A 19,727-nucleotide genomic window follows, 5' to 3' on the forward strand; every position below is an offset into this window, starting at 1 on the left:
GAGAAGGGAAAAGTGGCGAGTTGCCATTTGGACAAAGGTGATTTCCTGCAAGGAAATCACCTTTTGATGAGCAGATTTAGCCAAAGCGCGGTAAGAAATGGAAGGTATTCCCGAACCAGCAAACGATGACCACGACCCCGAACAGGATCACCAGCGAGGGGACAACCCTGCCGCCCCAGACGGTGAAGGTCTTATTCGGGAATTTTTGTCTCGCTTTCAGGGCGAGGATCGCCGGGACAATCACTGCCCATATGGTTGCGCATAATCCCGCCCCGCCAATACCGTAGATAAATCCGTTCGGGAAGATCAGGTAGAGCAGGGTAGGTGGCAGGAAGGTGAGCATAATCGTTTTCAGGCGACCAGACGGTGAATTGTCGAGTTTAAAGAGGTCGGCAAGATAATCGAACAGGCCTAATGTGACCCCGAAGAACGAGCTGGCCACGGCTAAATTGGAGAAAACCAACAGGCAGAATTCAATCACTCCATGCTGCCGGGTGCCGAGGAAAGATTTCACCAGCGAATCGACATTACCTCCCGACGAGATGATCTCACTGAAGCTATCGCGGGTAATATTCCCCATCGTGCAATAGAGCCAGAAGAGATAGATTAAAAGGGCCAGCAGCGAGCCATAGACAATGCTTTTTATCAGTTTATCTTTTCGTTTACCGTAGCAAATGATCAGGCTGGGAATGTTGCCATGAAACCCAAACGACGCCAGACAGACGGGGAGGGCCATAAAGATGTAGGGGAAGTAGGTGGTATTGCTGGCCGATGTAACGTTGATGTCTCTCAGGATTGAATAATCGACCTGAAAGAAAAAAGACCCAAATACAACGATAAAGGCGATGATCTTAATCCCTAGAAACAACGAGGTAATACGGCTGGCCGCCAGCGAGCTAAACCATAATACGGCCGCCACGAAGATCGCCGTACAGACACCCACTATCCGGGGATTAACATGCGTCCCCTGATTCATGGCGATGGTTTCACTGATGATGGCGCCGTTTGCGGAGATATAGGCATACGTCAGGATATAAAGCACAAAGGCGACCGTGAAACCGCTGACGATGTTCCACTTATTGCCAATCAGATCTTTTGTAATAGTATTAAAGCTTGAACCGACCGGGTAATTTAAATTCGCCTCTAACAATAATAATCCGGAATGAAGCATTGAAAACCAGGCGATAATTAAAATAAACGCGCCCCAAAAAAACCATGCCCCGGCCAGATCCACGGGTAAAGCAAACATCCCCCCGCCAATAACGGTACCTGCTATAACCATCACACCCCATACCGAGGAGTGTTTAGTCTCTAGTTCTAAAGCGTTATCCATGGTGCCCCCATCAATTATGGTAAGCTTGATGTCGTTGAATTCTTTATTTTGCGGGTGGCTAAAATTATTTAGCCACCCAGGGACAGAGGGTTAAACTTCTTTGAGTCTGGCAGTGAAGTGACGTAATACTTTTGGTTCGTAGGTGAAGGTTAACCCTTTAATGTTCATCGCATTCTCTTTAACGTGCTTAAAGGCTTCGACGATGAAATCCATGTGCGACTGCGTATAGGTGGCGCGTGGAATGGTTAAACGCAGCAACTCTGCCGGGCAGGGTAACTGCTTGCCGGTTTTCGGATCGCGACCTAACAGGAACGAACCGATTTCCACTGCGCGAATGCCCGCCACTTTGTAGAGCTCACACGCCAGCGCCTGCGCCGGGAACTGTTCTGCCGGAATGTGCGGCAAGAGTTTACCCGCATCGACAAAAGCAGCATGGCCGCCCGCCTGCTGGCAAACCACGCCGATGGCTTCCAGGCCGTCGACCAGGTATTGTACCTGATTAATACGGTATGCCAGCCAGTCCTGGCCCATGCCGTCATGCAGGCCGACAGCCAGACGTTCCATGGCGCCGCCTTCAAGACCGCCATAGGTCGGGAAGCCCTCCTGCACGACGCACAAGGTTCTGCACTCGGTATAGACGTCGAAATAGTCGTCATTCTTAATGCACAGCAGGCCGCCCATTGGCACCATGGCATCTTTTTTAGCCGACATGGCCAGCATATCCGCGTACTTGTACGTCTCCCGGGTAATTTCCGCGATGGTCCAGTCTTTATATTCCGCTTCACGTTTTTGAATGAAGTACGCATTCTCGGCGAAGCGCGCGGAGTCCATAACCACCGGAATATCGTATTTTCTGGCAATCGCGTACATTGCCTTCAGGTTCGCCAGCGACACCGGCTGTCCACCGGCGGAGTTGCTGGTAATGGTGGCGACGATATAAGGGACGTTGGCTGGACCCACTTCTTCGATGCCGTTTTCCAGACCCTGCAGGTCAAAGTTGCCTTTAAAATCGTAACGAATGCCAGTATCAAAGGCTTCCTTGATATACACGTTGCGCACGGTACAGCCATTTATCTGGCTATGCCCCTGAGTGGTATCAAAAAAGTAGTTAGAGAAGGCGACCATTTTCGTGCGGTCTAATCCCTTCTCCTGCTCGCGTTTTTTAATCAGCACTGGAATATAGATCTGCTCAGCGCCGCGTCCCTGATGGGTCGGGATAGTATACTGGTAACCGAAAATGCTTTTCACGGCGTCGGACAGCGCATAATAACTGCGGCTTCCGCTATAGGCTTCATCACCGCGCAGCATCGCGGCCTGCATATTTTGTGTGACTGCGCCGGTGCCGCTGTCGGTCAGTAAATCAATAAAGACGTCTTCGCTATCCAGCAGGAACGGGTTCATGCCGGATTTAATGATGGCGTTGTCGCGATGCTCCCTTGTGGTACGTTTAACCGGCTCAATAACTCTGATGCGAAATGGCTCTGGTAAATGTTTGAAGTTTTCCATTATATAATTCCTGTTTTTATCGCAGCGGTGCTGGTGGCTATTTTTCAATAACCATTGATGCAGGCATACCAAATAAATAGAGTGTTAATCTATTCTGGTTGCATAGAGAATGAGAGGCGAAGGGAGACTATGGATGGTGATTGACAATTTGATTGTCAATATTAAACCACTTAGAGGTGAGGTATGTATATAAGATAATCGTCATTGATTTATCCTCATTAGACACGCTACTACACTATTCGAATGAGAATATTTGTCTATGTGCAGGTATATTAATTGTGATTGTAATCACAGAGAATATAATAAGCATATATGTTATTTATTTAGCTAATATCGAAAACAAAAAAGCCGCAATAACAAGGGTGTTATGCGGCTTTTTAGCAGAGGGCTGAAACGGTTTATTTTCCGATACAGAAACTGGAGAAGATGCGTCCCAGCAGGTCATCAGAGGTAAACTCCCCGGTGATCTCGCTTAACGCCTGCTGCGCCAGACGCAGCTCTTCCGCCAGCAGTTCTCCTGCCCAGGCACCCAGCAGCTGGGCTTTACCCTGATCCAGATGCATCGCCGCCTGTTCCAGCGCCTGCAGATGACGACGACGGGCGAGGAAACCCCCCTCCATGCTGGTATCAAAGCCCATGCTCTGCTTCAGATGGTTGCGCAGCGCATCCACGCCCTCACCGGTACGCGCCGACAGGCGGATCAGTGAGTGACCCTTCACATCACTCAGGCCCAGCATCTCACCGGTAACGTCAGCTTTGTTACGCACCACGGTGATCGGCAGTTTCGCTGGCAGACGGGCGATAAAGTCCGGCCAGATCTCCGCCGGGTCGATCGCCGCGGTGGTGGTACCATCCACCATAAACAGCACCCGGTCAGCCTGCTCGATCTCCTGCCAGGCGCGCTCGATACCGATGCGCTCAACTTCGTCGCTGGCATCGCGCAGCCCGGCGGTGTCGATGATATGCAGCGGCATACCGTCGATATGGATATGCTCCCGCAGCACGTCGCGGGTGGTACCGGCGATGTCGGTCACAATCGCCGCTTCACGGCCCGCCAGGGCGTTCAGCAGGCTCGATTTCCCGGCGTTCGGACGCCCGGCAATCACCACCTTCATCCCTTCGCGCAGCAGGCTACCCTGACGCGCTTCGGCACGCACCGCGTCGAGATCGTTCATTACGTCGTTAAGCTGGGTTTCGATTTTGCCATCTGAGAGAAAGTCGATCTCCTCATCCGGGAAATCAATGGCTGCTTCCACGTAGATCCGCAGGTGAGTGAGTGCTTCCACAAGATGATTTACACGCGAGGAGAAGGCACCCTGCAGCGAGTTCAGGGCCGAGCGTGCGGCCTGCTCAGAGCTGGCGTCGATCAGGTCGGCAATCGCCTCGGCCTGGGCCAGATCCAGCTTATCGTTCAGGAAGGCGCGCTCGGAAAACTCACCCGGCTTCGCAATGCGCAGACCCGGCAGAGTCAGAATGCGCTTCAGCAGCAGGTCGAGGATCACCGGCCCGCCGTGGCCCTGCAGTTCGAGCACGTCTTCACCGGTAAAGGAGTTCGGGCCCGGGAACCACAGCGCGATGCCCTGGTCCAGCGCCGTACCGTCGGTATCTTTAAACGGCAGATAGTCGGCGTAGCGCGGCTTTGGCAGTTTACCCAGCACCGCTTCCGCCACCTCGCGCGCCTTCAGGCCGGAGATACGCAGAATGCCCACACCACCGCGTCCCGGTGGGGTTGCCTGGGCGACGATAGTGTCGTTATGGCTCATGGTTTATCTCTTCTTAATCAAATAAAAAAGGCGGTCTATAGACCGCCCTTTAATTTATCTTCCATTTGCCGGGTGGCGCTTCGCTTACCCGGCCTACTCAGAATCAGGAATTTTTCTTCTCGCGGCTATGCAGGCCACGTTTTTCCAGACCACGGTAGATCAGCTGCTGCTGAAGGATGGTTACCAGGTTGCTGACGATATAGTACAGCACCAGACCTGACGGGAACCACAGGAAGAACACGGTGAAGATGACCGGCATGAAGGTCATGATCTTCTGCTGCATCGGGTCGGTCACGGTGGTTGGCGACATCTTCTGGATGAAGAACATCGTCACGCCCATCAGGATCGGCAGGATGTAGTACGGGTCCTGTGCAGACAGGTCATGGATCCACAGCGCGAACGGCGCATGGCGCAGTTCAACGGAGCCCATCAGCATGTAGTACAGCGCAAGGAAGATTGGCATCTGGATCAGCAGCGGGAAGCAGCCACCCAGTGGGTTCACTTTCTCGGCTTTATACAGGGCCATCATCTCCTGGCTCTGACGCTGCTTATCATCGCCCAGACGCTCACGCATCGCCGCAATCTTCGGCTGTAGCATACGCATCTTCGCCATGGAGGTGTACTGCGCTTTAGTCAGCGGGTACATGATGCCACGAACGATAAAGGTGATAACGATGATGGAGAAGCCCCAGTTACCCAGGAAGCTGTGGATCCACTTCAGCAGCTTGAACAGCGGCTGAGAGATGAACCACAACCAACCGTAATCTACGGTCAGATCCAGGTGCGGTGCTACAGCTGCCATCTTGTCCTGAATTTCCGGGCCGACCCACAGGGTGCTGCCCAGGGTACCGGTTTGACCCGGCTGAATCAGAACCGGCTCAGACTTATAGCCGATAGCGGCAACGCCGTTCAGGTTCGCGGTGTAGAAATTGTTGGAACCCGCGTTATTCGGCACCCATGCGGTCGCGAAATACTGTTGCAGCATCGCCACCCAACCGCCTTTCGAGCTGACGTTCAGGTTTTCGTTATCGGCGATGGTGTCGAATTTGTATTTCTCGTACTTGGTATCTGGCGTGGAGTACGCTGCGCCACGGAAGGTATGCAACGCGAAGTTGTTGCTTCCGGTGTCACGGTGCGACGGCAGATTGATGGTTTGCTTCAGCTGACCAAAGGTGGAGAGCTCCAGCGGTTTCGCACCGGTGTTCTGCACGTTATAGCCCACGTTCACCGCAAACTCACCGCGTTTCAGGGTGAAGGTTTTGGTGAAGGTGTTGCCCGCCGCATCAGTGTAAGTCATCGGGATCGCGAGTTCGTTCTGGCCATCAGCCAGCACAAACGCATCTTTATCGACGTTATACAGTGGACGTGCGCCGTTAGCCGGGTTATCCGGGCCATCACGACCGGTCAGGCCGCTCTGTGCCTGGTAGATAAACTGCGGTGTGGTTTCCAGTAACTGGAACGGCTCGTTAGAACCGAGCTCTTTCGGGTAAGTTACCAGCAGTGCCTGCTCAACATCACCACCACGGGTGTTGATAGTCAGCTCAAGCACATCGGTCTTAACCGTAATCAGTTTACCCTGGCCACTGGCCGGTACGCCCTGGTCGGCGGCGCTACCCGCTGCGGTGGTCGTTGTCTGCGTGATCTGCTGCTGAGGTTGAGGATTTTTATCCTGCTCCCAAGCCTGGAAGATCATGAAAGACACGAACAACAAAGCGATGATAAGAAGATTGCGTTGCGAATCCATCGTTAGTGTTCTCTGGTATCAAAAGGTCCTGGCGGGACGGGATCGTCTCCACCGGGGTGTAAAGGGTGGCATTTTAATACGCGTTTCACCGTCAACCAACTGCCTTTTATCACTCCAAACCTGCGCAATGCCTCAATTCCGTAGCTTGAGCATGTTGGCGTGAAACGGCAGTGTGGCCCGAGTAGCGGACTAATCAGGCGTTGATAGACCCGGATAAGGCCGATCAGGACCCGTGAGCCAGGCGACAGTGGCGGCGCCATAATTTTTCCAACGCTTCCGAGAGAGCACGGTTATCGAGGTCGGCAACCCCTTTTTTTGCCACCACCACGAAATCCATCGAAGGCAGTTCATGCTGACGTAAACGGAAGCTTTCACGCGTCAGACGTTTAATCCGATTGCGTTCATGCGCGCGCTTAACGTTTTTCTTGGCGACAGTGAGACCGATGCGGGGATGCCCCAGCGAATTTTGGCGGCCGAGGATGGTGATTTGCGGCGTGCCAGCCCGTTGTGGCTGCTGGAAGACGAAAGTGAAATGAGTGGGAGTTAACAAACGTAACTCCCTGGGAAATGCTAGCTTAACCACGCAGGGGTTAGCTTAATTACTTGGAAACGGTCAGACGTGAACGGCTTTTAGCACGACGACGTGCCAGAACCTGACGACCATTTTTAGTAGCCATACGAGCACGGAAGCCGTGAGAACGGTTGCGCTTCAGTACAGACGGTTGAAAAGTGCGTTTCATGGCGATTTCTACCTAAACTTGAATAAATTCAATGACTTTTTATGGAGTCCGAACGAATAACGAACACTGGACGCCGAAGCCATGGGTGATTAAAGAGGCCGGATTGTAATAATTGTACACTCCGGAGTCAATTCTCTTTCCTTATTTCCCGCGTCTTTCCGCACGTTTTTAGCGTGCAAATTGAGCAGCATCAGACGCAGGTCTTCGAGTCCCACGCGCCGGGTGGGGAATTATACGGGCTCCAGGCCAAATCGCAAGGATCGTCCAGGATCTTCGTTAGATCATTTCAGCAAAAAATCGTCTTTACTCATTAATTTTTCCAATATGCGGCCTAAATCGTGGGGGCGCTTCGTCAGGATCGTTTACACTTACCCCGTTTCGATCCTCCTGTGGATAAATCGGGAAGAAACTGTGAGAAACAGAAGATCTCTGGCTCAGTTTAGGCTATGATCCGCGGTCCTGATCGGATCCCAGGATCCTGGTTGGGCACAAACCGCAAAGAGCGGTTCGCACGTCCCCCTTAAACGCCGGGTCTTTTCGACGTGTGTCTACAATCATGACTATTCAATAGCTTTCTTTTTATGTTCGAGTGGAGTCCGCCGTGTCACTTTCGCTTTGGCAGCAGTGTCTTGCCCGATTGCAGGATGAGTTACCAGCCACAGAATTCAGTATGTGGATCCGCCCGTTGCAGGCGGAACTGAGCGATAACACGCTGGCTTTGTATGCGCCAAACCGTTTTGTGCTCGATTGGGTCAGGGACAAATACCTCAATAACATCAATGGACTGCTAAACGAATTTTGCGGTGCCGATGCCCCACAGCTGCGTTTCGAAGTGGGCACTAAGCCGGTTACCCAAACCCTCAGAGAGACCGTTAACGTCGCCGCGGCACCCGCGCAAACCACGCAGGTTCACATGCCGCGCGTGGCCCCTGCGCCGCGTTCTGGCTGGGATAACGTCCCGGCCCCGGCGGAGCCGACATACCGCTCCAACGTTAACGTCAAACATACCTTCGATAACTTCGTCGAAGGTAAATCGAACCAGTTGGCGCGCGCGGCGGCCCGTCAGGTGGCGGATAACCCGGGCGGTGCCTATAACCCGCTGTTCCTTTATGGCGGCACCGGGCTCGGTAAAACGCACCTGCTGCATGCGGTCGGCAATGGCATCGTGGCGCGTAAGCCGAATGCCAAAGTGGTGTATATGCACTCCGAGCGCTTCGTTCAGGACATGGTTAAAGCCTTGCAAAACAATGCGATCGAAGAGTTTAAACGCTACTACCGCTCCGTTGATGCGCTGCTGATCGATGACATTCAATTCTTTGCCAATAAAGAACGATCTCAGGAAGAGTTTTTCCACACCTTCAACGCCCTGCTGGAAGGTAATCAGCAGATCATTTTGACCTCGGATCGTTATCCAAAAGAGATCAACGGGGTTGAGGATCGTCTGAAATCCCGCTTCGGCTGGGGCCTGACCGTGGCGATCGAACCGCCAGAGCTGGAAACCCGCGTGGCGATCCTGATGAAAAAGGCCGACGAAAACGACATTCGTCTGCCGGGTGAGGTGGCGTTCTTTATTGCCAAGCGTCTGCGTTCCAACGTTCGTGAGCTGGAAGGCGCACTGAACCGCGTTATCGCCAACGCCAACTTTACCGGCCGGGCGATCACCATCGATTTCGTGCGTGAAGCGCTGCGCGATCTGCTGGCGCTGCAGGAAAAACTGGTCACCATCGACAATATTCAGAAGACGGTGGCGGAGTACTACAAAATTAAAGTGGCGGATTTGCTGTCCAAACGTCGTTCCCGCTCGGTGGCGAGACCGCGTCAGATGGCGATGGCGCTGGCAAAGGAACTCACTAACCACAGCCTGCCGGAAATCGGCGATGCGTTTGGTGGCCGTGACCATACCACCGTGCTGCACGCCTGTCGTAAGATTGAGCAGCTGCGTGAAGAAAGCCACGACATTAAAGAAGACTTCTCCAATTTAATCAGAACATTATCTTCGTGACGCTATGAAATTTACCGTTGAACGTGAACACTTATTAAAACCGCTGCAACAGGTGAGTGGCCCCTTAGGCGGCCGCCCGACGCTGCCTATCCTCGGTAACCTGCTGCTGCAGGTCGCAGACGGCACGCTGTCGCTGACCGGGACCGATCTCGAGATGGAAATGGTCGCACGCGTGACGCTTTCTCAGCCTCACGAAGCGGGCGCCACCACCGTTCCGGCGCGTAAGTTCTTTGATATCTGCCGTGGTCTGCCGGAAGGGGCAGAGATTGCCGTGCAGCTGGAAGGCGATCGCATGCTGGTGCGCTCTGGCCGCAGCCGCTTCTCGCTCTCCACGCTTCCGGCTATCGACTTCCCGAACCTCGATGACTGGCAGAGCGAAGTTGAATTCACCCTGCCGCAGGCGACCATGAAGCGCCTGATTGAAGCCACTCAGTTCTCAATGGCGCATCAGGACGTTCGTTACTACTTAAACGGCATGCTGTTCGAAACCGAAGGTGAAGAGCTGCGTACCGTGGCCACCGACGGCCACCGCCTGGCGGTCTGCTCCATGCCGATCGGCGTGAGCCTGCCGAACCATTCGGTGATCGTACCGCGTAAAGGCGTGATTGAGCTGATGCGTATGCTCGACGGCGGCGAAACCCCGCTGCGCGTGCAGATTGGCAGCAACAACATCCGCGCCCACGTCGGTGATTTCATCTTTACGTCCAAGTTAGTGGATGGTCGTTTCCCGGACTATCGCCGCGTCTTGCCGAAGAACCCGGACAAAACGCTGGAAGCGGGCTGCGATATCCTCAAACAGGCGTTTGCCCGTGCGGCGATCCTCTCCAACGAGAAGTTCCGCGGAGTGCGTCTGTACGTCAGCGAAAACCAGCTGAAAATCACAGCGAACAACCCGGAGCAGGAAGAAGCCGAAGAAATTCTGGATGTCACCTATGCGGCGGGCACCGAAATGGAAATCGGCTTTAACGTCAGCTATGTGCTGGATGTGCTGAATACGCTGAAGTGCGAGAACGTGCGCATTCTGCTGACGGACTCCGTATCAAGCGTACAGATTGAAGATGCCGCATCACAGTCGGCAGCCTATGTTGTCATGCCAATGAGACTGTAATGTCGCTCACCCGCCTGTTGATCCGCGACTTTCGCAATATCGAAAGCGCGGATCTCGCGTTATCCCCCGGCTTTAATTTCCTGGTTGGCGCCAACGGCAGCGGCAAAACCAGCGTGCTGGAAGCCATCTATACGCTCGGCCATGGTCGGGCGTTTCGCAGTTTGCAGATTGGCCGCGTTATTCGCCATGAGCAGGAGTCGTTCATCCTGCATGGACGTCTGCAGGGTGCAGATCATGAAACCGCTATCGGCCTGACCAAAGACAAGCATGGCGACAGCAAGGTGCGCATCGACGGCACCGACGGGCACAAAGTGGCCGAGCTGGCGCTGCTGATGCCGATGCAGCTGATCACCCCCGAGGGGTTTACTTTACTCAACGGCGGCCCCAAATACAGAAGGGCCTTCCTCGACTGGGGATGCTTCCATAACGAAGCGGGCTTCTTTACCGCCTGGAGTAACCTTAAGCGGCTGCTCAAGCAGCGCAACGCCGCGCTGCGCCAGGTGACCCGCTACGCCCAACTGCGGGCGTGGGATAAAGAGCTGATCCCGCTGGCGGAGCAGATCAGCCACTGGCGCGCCGAGTACAGCGCGGGGATCGCCCAGGACATGGCAGATACCTGCCAACAGTTTTTACCCGAGTTCTCTCTGAGTTTCTCCTTCCAGCGCGGCTGGGAGAAAGAGACCGACTATGCCGAGGTGCTGGAGCGAAGCTTCGAGCGCGATCGCATGTTGACCTACACCGCGCACGGCCCGCACAAGGCGGATTTTCGCATTCGTGCTGACGGTGCGCCGGTGGAAGACACCTTATCACGCGGGCAGCTCAAACTCCTGATGTGCGCGCTGCGTCTGGCGCAGGGTGAGTTTTTAACCCGCGAAAGCGGGCGACGCTGCCTGTACCTGATTGATGATTTTGCCTCGGAACTTGATGACGCGCGGCGCGGGCTGCTTGCCAGCCGCTTAAAAGCCACGCAGTCACAGGTTTTCGTCAGTGCGATTAGCGCTGAACACGTAATGGACATGTCGGACAAAAATTCGAAGATGTTCACCGTGGAAAAGGGTAAAATAACGGATTAACCCAAGAATAAATGAGCGAGAAACGTTGATGTCGAATTCTTATGACTCCTCCAGTATCAAAGTCCTGAAAGGGCTGGATGCGGTGCGTAAGCGCCCGGGTATGTATATCGGCGACACGGATGACGGCACCGGTCTGCACCACATGGTATTTGAGGTTGTGGATAACGCTATCGACGAAGCGCTCGCGGGTCACTGTAAAGATATCGTGGTGACCATCCACGCCGACAACTCCGTCTCCGTAACTGATGATGGCCGTGGTATCCCGACCGGTATCCACCCGGAAGAGGGCGTCTCTGCGGCGGAAGTGATCATGACCGTCCTGCACGCAGGCGGTAAGTTCGATGATAACTCCTATAAAGTTTCCGGCGGCCTGCACGGCGTGGGCGTCTCTGTGGTTAACGCCCTGTCGCAGAAGCTGGAACTGCTGATCCGCCGCGAAGGCAAAGTGCATCAGCAAACCTACGTCCACGGCGTACCGCAGGCACCGCTGGCGGTGACCGGTGAAACTGACCTGACCGGGACGCAGGTCCGTTTCTGGCCAAGCCATGAAACCTTCAGCAACGTGGTGGAGTTCGAATACGAAATCCTCGCCAAGCGTCTGCGCGAGCTGTCATTCCTGAACTCCGGCGTCTCTATCCGCCTGCGCGACAAGCGCGACGGTAAAGAAGACCACTTCCATTACGAAGGCGGCATCAAGGCGTTCGTTGAGTACCTGAACAAGAACAAAACGCCAATTCACCCGAACATCTTCTATTTCTCTACCGAGAAAGACGGTATCGGCGTGGAAGTGGCGCTGCAGTGGAACGATGGTTTCCAGGAAAACATCTACTGCTTTACCAACAATATCCCGCAGCGCGATGGCGGTACCCACCTGGTCGGCTTCCGTACGGCGATGACCCGTACCCTGAACGCCTACATGGACAAAGAAGGCTACAGCAAAAAAGCGAAAGTCAGCGCCACCGGTGACGATGCCCGTGAAGGCCTGATTGCTGTTGTCTCCGTGAAAGTGCCGGATCCAAAGTTCTCCTCTCAGACCAAAGACAAACTGGTCTCCTCCGAGGTGAAATCGGCGGTTGAACAGCAGATGAACGAGCTGCTGAGCGAATATCTGCTGGAAAATCCATCCGACGCCAAAATCGTGGTCGGCAAAATTATCGATGCGGCGCGTGCCCGTGAAGCGGCGCGTAAAGCCCGTGAAATGACCCGTCGTAAAGGCGCGCTGGACTTGGCAGGCCTGCCGGGCAAACTGGCGGACTGTCAGGAACGCGACCCGGCGCTGTCCGAACTGTACCTCGTGGAAGGGGACTCCGCGGGCGGCTCTGCCAAGCAGGGCCGTAACCGTAAGAACCAGGCGATCCTGCCGCTGAAGGGTAAAATCCTTAACGTTGAGAAGGCGCGCTTCGACAAGATGCTCTCTTCTCAGGAAGTGGCGACGCTGATCACCGCCTTGGGCTGCGGCATTGGCCGCGACGAGTACAACCCGGACAAGCTGCGCTATCACAGCATCATCATCATGACCGATGCGGACGTCGACGGCTCGCACATCCGTACGCTGCTGTTGACCTTCTTCTATCGTCAGATGCCGGAAATTGTTGAGCGTGGCCACGTCTACATTGCCCAGCCGCCGCTGTACAAAGTGAAGAAAGGCAAACAGGAACAGTACATCAAAGACGACGAAGCGATGGATCAGTACCAGATCGCTATCGCCCTTGACGGTGCGAGCCTGCACGCCAACGCAAGCGCCCCGGCGCTGGCGGGTGAACCGCTGGAGCGTCTGGTGTCTGAGTTCAACGCGACCCAGAAGATGATTGGCCGCATGGAGCGTCGCTTCCCGCGCACGCTGCTGAAAGCGCTGGTCTATCAGCCGACGCTGTCCGAAGCTGACCTCAGCAACGAGCAGGCCGTGACCCGCTGGGTGAACACCCTGGTCACCGATCTGAACGAGAACGAGCAGCACGGCAGCCAGTGGAAGTTCGACGTCAACGAGAACACCGAGCTGCAGCAGTTCGAGCCGGTGATCCGCGTGCGTACCCACGGTGTGGATACCGACTACCCGCTGGATCAGGAGTTTGTGACCGGTGCGGAATACCGTCGTATCTGCACTCTCGGCGAGAAGCTGCGCGGCCTGATCGAAGATGATGCCTTTATCGAACGTGGCGAACGTCGTCAGCCGGTTGCCAGCTTCGAGCAGGCGCTGGAATGGCTGGTGAAAGAGTCCCGTCGTGGCCTCTCCATTCAGCGTTATAAAGGTTTGGGCGAGATGAACCCGGATCAGCTGTGGGAAACCACCATGGATCCGGAAAGCCGCCGCATGCTGCGCGTCACCGTTAAAGACGCGATTGCAGCGGACCAGCTGTTCACCACCCTGATGGGCGATGCGGTTGAACCACGTCGTGCCTTTATCGAAGAGAACGCCCTGAAAGCGGCGAACATCGACATCTAAGCTGTGTGTTCCCCGGTGGCGCTATGCTTACCGGGGCTACAGGTTTCGTAGGCCCGGTAAGCGCTAGCGCCACCGGGCTTTTCTTTATCCGCAAAAGAGGATTTCCCTCTCCCGTCCCTATCCCCTTTCTTGCCGTGTTTTTTGAGCGGAATCGCGTTAGCATGAACCCAGACTCATTCCAACCGGGGATCCCATGGCTATCAAACTCATTGCAATCGATATGGACGGCACGCTGCTGCTGCCCGATCACACCATCTCTCCTGCCGTTAAAGACGCGATTGCCGCAGCCCGTGCGAAAGGCGTGAGCGTGGTGCTGTGCACCGGTCGCCCGTACGCAGGCGTTCACAGCTACCTGAAAGAGCTGCACATGAATGAACCGGGTGATTACTGCATTACCTACAATGGCGCGCTGGTGCAGAAAGCGGCCGATGGCAGCACGGTGGCGCAAACGGCGCTGAGCTATGACGATTACCGCTATCTGGAACAACTTTCCCGCGAGGTGGGCTCGCACTTCCACGCCCTCGACCGCAACACGCTCTATACCGCCAACCGCGACATCAGCTATTACACGGTGCATGAATCCTTCGTGGCCACCATTCCGCTGGTATTCTGCGAAGCGGAGAAGATGGACCCGGCCACCCAGTTCCTGAAAGTGATGATGATTGATGAGCCTGCCATTCTGGATCAGGCCATCGCCCGCATCCCGGCAGAGGTGAAAGAGAAATACACCGTGCTGAAAAGTGCGCCGTACTTCCTCGAAATCCTCGATAAACGCGTCAATAAAGGCACCGGCGTGAAGTCGCTGGCCGACACGCTGGGGATCAAACCGGAAGAGATCATGACTCTGGGCGATCAGGAAAACGACATTGCGATGCTGGAATATGCTGGCTTAGGCGTGGCGATGGAAAACGCGATCCCATCGGTGAAAGAGGTGGCGAATTTCGTGACCAAATCCAACCTCGAAGACGGCGTGGCGTACGCTATTGAGAAGTTTGTTCTGAATTAAACCCTCGCAAAACCCGCACTTCCTGACCCGCACCCTGTGCGGGTTTTTTATCCCCGCAGGAACCTTTCTTTAACATTCCTTTCACTGATTGTTCTTTTTGTGATCCAGATTGTAGTACAACACAATGTGATTGTACTACATTACGACCACAGCAATGACGAATGGCATCACGTTTGTACTGCAAAATTGAGGCGAAATTCAGCGGTCGCGGTAAAGTAGTGATGGACATACAGAGCACAAGGACTCTCCATGACTCTCAATAAAACCGATCGCATCGTCATTACGCTGGGCACTCAGATTGTAGGTGGCAAGTACGTTCCCGGTTCGCCGCTCCCTGCAGAGGCAGAACTGTGTGAGGAGTTTGAAACCTCGCGCAACATCATCCGGGAAGTGTTCCGCTCGCTGATGGCGAAGCGGCTGATTGAAATGAAGCGTTATCGCGGCGCCTTTATCGCCCCGCGTAACCAGTGGAACTACCTCGATACCGACGTTCTGCAGTGGGTACTGGAAAACGACTACGACCCACGGCTGATCGGCGCGATGAGCGAGGTGCGAAATCTGGTAGAGCCAGCCATCGCCCGCTGGGCGGCGGAACGCGCAACCTCAGGTGACCTGGCGCAGATTGAGTCGGCCCTGAACGACATGATCGCCAACAACCAGGACCGGGATGCCTTTAACGAAGCGGATATCCGTTACCACGAGGCGGTGCTGCAGTCGGTGCATAACCCGGTGCTACAGCAGTTGAGCGTGGCGATCAGCTCGCTACAGCGAGCAGTATTTGAACGAACCTGGATGGGTGATGAGGCCAACATGCCGAAGACGCTCCAGGAACATAAAGCGCTGTTCGATGCGATACGGCATCAGGACAGCGATGCGGCAGAGCAGGCGGCGTTGACCATGATCGCCAGCTCAACACGAAGGTTGAAGGAAATCACATGACATCTCGCTACATCGCAATTGACTGGGGATCAACCAATCTGCGCGCCTGGCTGTATCAGGGCGAGCAGTGCCTGGAGAGCAGGCAATCAGAAGCAGGCGTCACGCGTCTGAACGGTAAATCCCCCGAGGCGGTGTTAGCAGAGGTGACACAAAACTGGCGCGACGGCGCCACGCCGGTGGTGATGGCGGGAATGGTCGGTAGCAACGTGGGCTGGAAAATTGCCCCGTACCTGCCGGTTCCTGCCCATTTCTCTGCCATTGGCGAGCAGTTAACGTCCGTTGGCGACAATGTCTGGATTATTCCCGGCCTGTGCGTCTCCCGCGACGATAACCACAACGTGATGCGCGGCGAAGAGACCCAGCTGCTCGGCGCCCGCACGATCTCTCCTTCTTCTGTCTACGTGATGCCCGGTACGCACTGCAAATGGGTGCAGGCCGATGCTCAGCAGATCCACGATTTTCGCACCGTGATGACCGGCGAATTGCACCATTTGCTGCTTAAGCATTCGCTGGTGGGTGCCGGTTTACCTGAGCAAGCCACCTCCCCAGAGGCGTTTGCCGCCGGGCTTGAGCGCGGGATCGCTTCCCCCGCCGTTTTGCCGCAGCTTTTTGAGGTTCGCGCCTCGCACGTGCTGGGAACGCTTCCCCGCGAGCAGGTCAGCGAATTTTTATCGGGCCTGCTGATTGGCGCAGAAGTCGCCACCCTGAGCGAGCAGTTCGCCGGGCAGCAGTCCATCACCCTCGTCGCGGGTTCATCGCTGACTTCACGTTACCGCCAGGCGTTCCACGCCATCGGGCGCGACGTGGCGGCGGTAGAAGGCGACACGGCATTTCAGGCTGGAATAAGGAGCATCGCTCATGCAGTGGCAAACTAATCTTCCCCTTATCGCGATTCTGCGCGGCATCACCCCTGATGAAGCCTTAGCCCACGTTGGTGCGGTAATTGACGCCGGATTCGACGCGGTGGAAATCCCGCTCAACTCCCCGGAGTGGGAAAAAAGCATTCCGGCGGTTGTGGATGCCTTTGGCGACAGAGCGCTGATCGGCGCGGGAACAGTGCTGAAACCGGAGCAGGTGGATCAGCTGGCGAAGATGGGCTGCAAGCTTATCGTCACGCCCAATATCAACCCCGAGGTGATCCGCCGCGCGGTGGGCTACGGCATGACCGTTTGCCCGGGATGCGCCACGGCAACAGAAGCCTTTACTGCCCTCGATGCGGGCGCACAGTCGCTCAAAATTTTCCCGTCTTCGGCCTTCGGCCCGGATTACATCAAAGCGCTGAAAGCGGTCTTACCCGCCAGCGTGCCGGTCTTTGCGGTGGGCGGCGTCACACCAGAAAACCTGTCCCGGTGGATGAACGCCGGTTGTGTCGGGGCGGGTCTTGGCAGCGATCTCTATCGCGCCGGGCAGTCCGTAGAACGTACCGCCCAGCAGGCGGCAGCATTTGTGAAAGCGTATCGAGAGGCAGTGAAATGAAAATTACCAAACTCACCACGTACCGTTTACCGCCGCGTTGGATGTTCCTGAAAATCGAAACCGATGAAGGGGTGGTTGGCTGGGGCGAACCGGTCATTGAAGGCCGCGCGCGCACCGTCGAAGCGGCGGTGCATGAGCTGGGCGACTACCTGATTGGCCAGGATCCGGCCCGCATTAACGACCTGTGGCAGGTGATGTACCGCGCGGGCTTCTACCGCGGCGGCCCGATCATGATGAGCGCCATCGCCGGTATCGACCAGGCGCTGTGGGATATCAAAGGCAAAGTGCTGAATGCCCCGGTCTGGCAGCTGATGGGCGGCCTGGTACGCGACAAAATCAAAGCCTACAGCTGGGTAGGCGGCGACCGTCCGGCAGAAGTGATCGATGGCATCAACAAGCTGCGCGGCATCGGGTTCGACACCTTTAAGCTCAACGGCTGCGAAGAGATGGGCATTATCGACAACTCGCGTGCGGTCGATCGCGCCGTGAATACCGTGGCGCAGATCCGCGAGGCCTTCGGCAACGAGATTGAGTTTGGTCTGGACTTCCACGGTCGCGTCAGCGCGCCGATGGCGAAAGTGCTGATCAAAGAGCTGGAGCAGTATCGTCCGCTGTTTATCGAGGAGCCGGTGCTGGCCGAGCAGGCGGAGTACTACCCGAAACTGGCGGAGCAGACCCATATTCCGATCGCAGCGGGCGAACGTATGTTCTCGCGCTTCGAGTTCAAACGTGTGCTGGAGGCGGGCGGTATTGCGATCCTGCAGCCGGATCTCTCCCACGCGGGCGGCATCACCGAATGCTACAAAATCGCCGGGATGGCAGAAGCCTATGACGTGGCGCTGGCGCCGCACTGCCCACTGGGGCCGATTGCGCTGGCCGCCTGTCTGCATGTGGACTTTGTCTCTCGCAACGCCGTGTTCCAGGAACAGAGCATGGGCATTCACTACAACAAGGGCGCGGAGCTGCTCGACTTTGTGAAGAACAAAGAGGACTTCAACATGGAAGGCGGTTTCTTCAAACCGTTAACCAAGCCGGGCCTTGGCGTGGAGATCGACGAAGCCAAAGTCATTGAGCTGAGTAAAAATGCGCCAGACTGGCGTAACCCGTTATGGCGTCATGAAGACGGTTCTGTAGCGGAGTGGTGATCACCACCCCGTAGGCCCGGTAAGCGTAGCGCCACCGGGCAAAATTCTCATAGATAAAAATATAACCCTCTGTAATTTACAGGGCATGGTGAGCGGCTTCGCTATGCCCAAAATCTGGAGACAGATTGCGATGGATATTCCAGTTACTGCTACCAAAACCGGGCGTCGTCGTTACCTGACGCTGATGATGATCTTTATTACCGTGGTCATCTGTTATGTCGACCGCGCCAACCTGGCCGTGGCCTCGGCCCATATCCAGGAAGAATTTGGCATCACCAAAGCGGAGATGGGTTACGTCTTCTCGGCCTTTGCCTGGCTCTATACGCTGTGCCAGATCCCCGGCGGCTGGTTCCTCGACCGCGTCGGCTCGCGCCTGACCTACTTTATCGCCATTTTCGGCTGGTCCGTGGCGACGCTGTTCCAGGGTTTTGCCACCGGCTTAATGTCGCTGATTGGCCTGCGCGCCATCACCGGGATTTTCGAAGCCCCGGCATTCCCGACCAACAACCGTATGGTGACCAGCTGGTTCCCGGAGCAGGAGCGCGCCTCTGCGGTCGGGTTCTATACCTCCGGCCAGTTTGTCGGCCTGGCGTTCCTGACCCCGCTGCTGATCTGGATCCAGGAGCTGCTGAGCTGGCACTGGGTGTTTATTGTCACCGGCGGGATCGGCATTATCTGGTCGTTTATCTGGATTAAGGTTTACCAGCCACCGCGCCTGACTAAAAGCATCACCAAAGCCGAGCTGGATTACATCCGTGACGGCGGCGGTCTGGTGGATGGCGATGCACCGGTGAAAAAAGAGGCCCGTCAGCCGCTGACCAAAGCTGACTGGAAGCTGGTGTTCCACCGTAAGCTGGTGGGCGTTTACCTGGGGCAGTTTGCGGTGACCTCGACGCTGTGGTTCTTCCTCACCTGGTTTCCGAACTACCTGACCCAGGAGAAAGGCATTACCGCGCTGAAGGCGGGCTTTATGACCACGGTGCCGTTCCTGGCGGCCTTCTTTGGCGTGCTGCTCTCCGGCTGGCTGGCGGATAAGCTGGTGAAAAAAGGCTACTCCCTCGGCATCGCGCGTAAAACGCCGATCATCTGTGGGCTGCTGATCTCCACCTGCATCATGGGCGCGAACTACACCAACGATCCGGTGTGGATTATGACCCTGATGGCGGTTGCCTTCTTTGGTAACGGCTTCGCCTCTATTACCTGGTCGCTGGTATCGTCCCTGGCGCCGATGCGTCTGATCGGCCTGACCGGCGGGGTGTTTAACTTCGTGGGCGGCCTGGGCGGGATCACCGTGCCGCTGGTGATCGGCTACCTGGCGCAGGACTACGGTTTCGGCCCGGCGCTGGTCTATATCTCAGCGGTGGCGCTGATCGGCGCGCTCTCCTACATCCTGCTGGTAGGCGACGTGAAACGGGTAGGCTAATCCCCGGCAATGCTATACCCTGATGC

Annotated in this window: 18 protein-coding genes; 10 read left to right on the forward strand and 8 right to left on the reverse strand. The window is 55.8% G+C overall.

All coding sequences use genetic code 11. The features are described 5' to 3' along the window. Positions 1 to 76: 76 nt before the first annotated feature. The 8 genes from tnaB to rpmH form a co-directional block, all read right to left on the reverse strand. Positions 77 to 1,333, reverse strand: a complete 1,257-nt coding sequence (gene tnaB, locus M8318_RS09190) for a low affinity tryptophan permease TnaB (RefSeq protein WP_262662087.1) — start codon at positions 1,331 to 1,333, stop codon at positions 77 to 79. A gap of 90 nt (positions 1,334 to 1,423) precedes the next feature. Beyond that, positions 1,424 to 2,839 carry a tryptophanase gene (gene tnaA, locus M8318_RS09195; protein WP_166185030.1) on the reverse strand — a complete coding sequence of 472 codons (1,416 nt, stop codon included), beginning with the start codon at positions 2,837 to 2,839 and terminating at the stop codon, positions 1,424 to 1,426. 127 nt (positions 2,840 to 2,966) lie between these two features. After that, positions 2,967 to 3,044 (reverse strand): tryptophanase leader peptide, encoded by a 78-nt coding sequence (gene tnaC, locus M8318_RS22730; protein ID WP_408612232.1) that lies wholly within the window; start codon positions 3,042 to 3,044, stop codon positions 2,967 to 2,969. Positions 3,045 to 3,237: 193 nt separating this feature from the next. Continuing rightward, positions 3,238 to 4,602, reverse strand: coding sequence for a tRNA uridine-5-carboxymethylaminomethyl(34) synthesis GTPase MnmE (gene mnmE, locus M8318_RS09200; protein ID WP_262662088.1), 1,365 nt, complete (start codon positions 4,600 to 4,602; stop codon positions 3,238 to 3,240). 103 nt (positions 4,603 to 4,705) lie between these two features. After that, positions 4,706 to 6,346 (reverse strand): membrane protein insertase YidC, encoded by a 1,641-nt coding sequence (gene yidC, locus M8318_RS09205; protein WP_106995560.1) that lies wholly within the window; start codon positions 6,344 to 6,346, stop codon positions 4,706 to 4,708. A gap of 2 nt (positions 6,347 to 6,348) precedes the next feature. Further along, the gene (gene yidD / locus M8318_RS09210; RefSeq protein ID WP_015585463.1) at positions 6,349 to 6,606 is read right to left on the reverse strand and encodes a membrane protein insertion efficiency factor YidD; all 258 of its coding nucleotides are present in this window, start codon (positions 6,604 to 6,606) and stop codon (positions 6,349 to 6,351) included. Next, positions 6,570 to 6,929 (reverse strand): ribonuclease P protein component, encoded by a 360-nt coding sequence (gene rnpA, locus M8318_RS09215; protein ID WP_014072458.1) that lies wholly within the window; start codon positions 6,927 to 6,929, stop codon positions 6,570 to 6,572. The genes yidD and rnpA overlap by 37 nt, the downstream gene beginning before the upstream one ends. Before the next feature lie 16 nt (positions 6,930 to 6,945). Beyond that, positions 6,946 to 7,086, reverse strand: a complete 141-nt coding sequence (gene rpmH, locus M8318_RS09220) for a 50S ribosomal protein L34 (protein ID WP_002220736.1) — start codon at positions 7,084 to 7,086, stop codon at positions 6,946 to 6,948. A 601-nt stretch (positions 7,087 to 7,687) separates the two neighbouring features. Between rpmH and dnaA the strand changes: the two genes are divergently transcribed. The 10 genes from dnaA (at position 7,688) to M8318_RS09270 (ending at position 19,701) form a co-directional block, all read left to right on the forward strand. After that, entirely contained in the window at positions 7,688 to 9,088 is a 1,401-nt protein-coding gene (gene dnaA, locus M8318_RS09225) for a chromosomal replication initiator protein DnaA (protein WP_262662156.1), read from the forward strand. Positions 9,089 to 9,092: 4 nt separating this feature from the next. Beyond that, positions 9,093 to 10,196, forward strand: a complete 1,104-nt coding sequence (dnaN, locus tag M8318_RS09230; RefSeq protein ID WP_106995562.1) for a DNA polymerase III subunit beta — start codon at positions 9,093 to 9,095, stop codon at positions 10,194 to 10,196. Beyond that, a complete protein-coding gene (gene recF, locus M8318_RS09235) occupies positions 10,196 to 11,269 on the forward strand; it encodes a DNA replication/repair protein RecF (RefSeq protein WP_262662158.1) in 1,074 nt (357 codons plus the stop codon). Before dnaN ends, recF begins: the two co-directional genes overlap by 1 nt. Positions 11,270 to 11,297: 28 nt before the next feature. After that, the gene (gyrB, locus tag M8318_RS09240) at positions 11,298 to 13,712 is read left to right on the forward strand and encodes a DNA topoisomerase (ATP-hydrolyzing) subunit B (protein WP_262662159.1); all 2,415 of its coding nucleotides are present in this window, start codon (positions 11,298 to 11,300) and stop codon (positions 13,710 to 13,712) included. Positions 13,713 to 13,905: 193 nt separating this feature from the next. Further along, on the forward strand, positions 13,906 to 14,718 hold the full coding sequence (gene yidA / locus M8318_RS09245) for a sugar-phosphatase (RefSeq protein ID WP_262662160.1): 813 nt from the start codon (positions 13,906 to 13,908) through the stop codon (positions 14,716 to 14,718). A gap of 249 nt (positions 14,719 to 14,967) precedes the next feature. After that, a complete protein-coding gene (dgoR, locus tag M8318_RS09250) occupies positions 14,968 to 15,657 on the forward strand; it encodes a D-galactonate utilization transcriptional regulator DgoR (protein WP_106995566.1) in 690 nt (229 codons plus the stop codon). Next, positions 15,654 to 16,532, forward strand: a complete 879-nt coding sequence (locus M8318_RS09255; RefSeq protein ID WP_262662161.1) for a 2-dehydro-3-deoxygalactonokinase — start codon at positions 15,654 to 15,656, stop codon at positions 16,530 to 16,532. Before dgoR ends, M8318_RS09255 begins: the two co-directional genes overlap by 4 nt. Next, positions 16,516 to 17,133, forward strand: a complete 618-nt coding sequence (locus tag M8318_RS09260; protein WP_262662162.1) for a 2-dehydro-3-deoxy-6-phosphogalactonate aldolase — start codon at positions 16,516 to 16,518, stop codon at positions 17,131 to 17,133. The genes M8318_RS09255 and M8318_RS09260 overlap by 17 nt, the downstream gene beginning before the upstream one ends. Further along, the gene (gene dgoD / locus M8318_RS09265) at positions 17,130 to 18,278 is read left to right on the forward strand and encodes a galactonate dehydratase (protein ID WP_262662163.1); all 1,149 of its coding nucleotides are present in this window, start codon (positions 17,130 to 17,132) and stop codon (positions 18,276 to 18,278) included. Before M8318_RS09260 ends, dgoD begins: the two co-directional genes overlap by 4 nt. 85 nt (positions 18,279 to 18,363) lie before the next feature. Beyond that, positions 18,364 to 19,701, forward strand: coding sequence for an MFS transporter (locus M8318_RS09270; protein ID WP_181247324.1), 1,338 nt, complete (start codon positions 18,364 to 18,366; stop codon positions 19,699 to 19,701). Positions 19,702 to 19,727: the final 26 nt, after the last annotated feature.

This window comes from Leclercia tamurae (genome assembly GCF_025566055.1).
GTDB lineage: Bacteria > Pseudomonadota > Gammaproteobacteria > Enterobacterales > Enterobacteriaceae > Enterobacter > Enterobacter tamurae.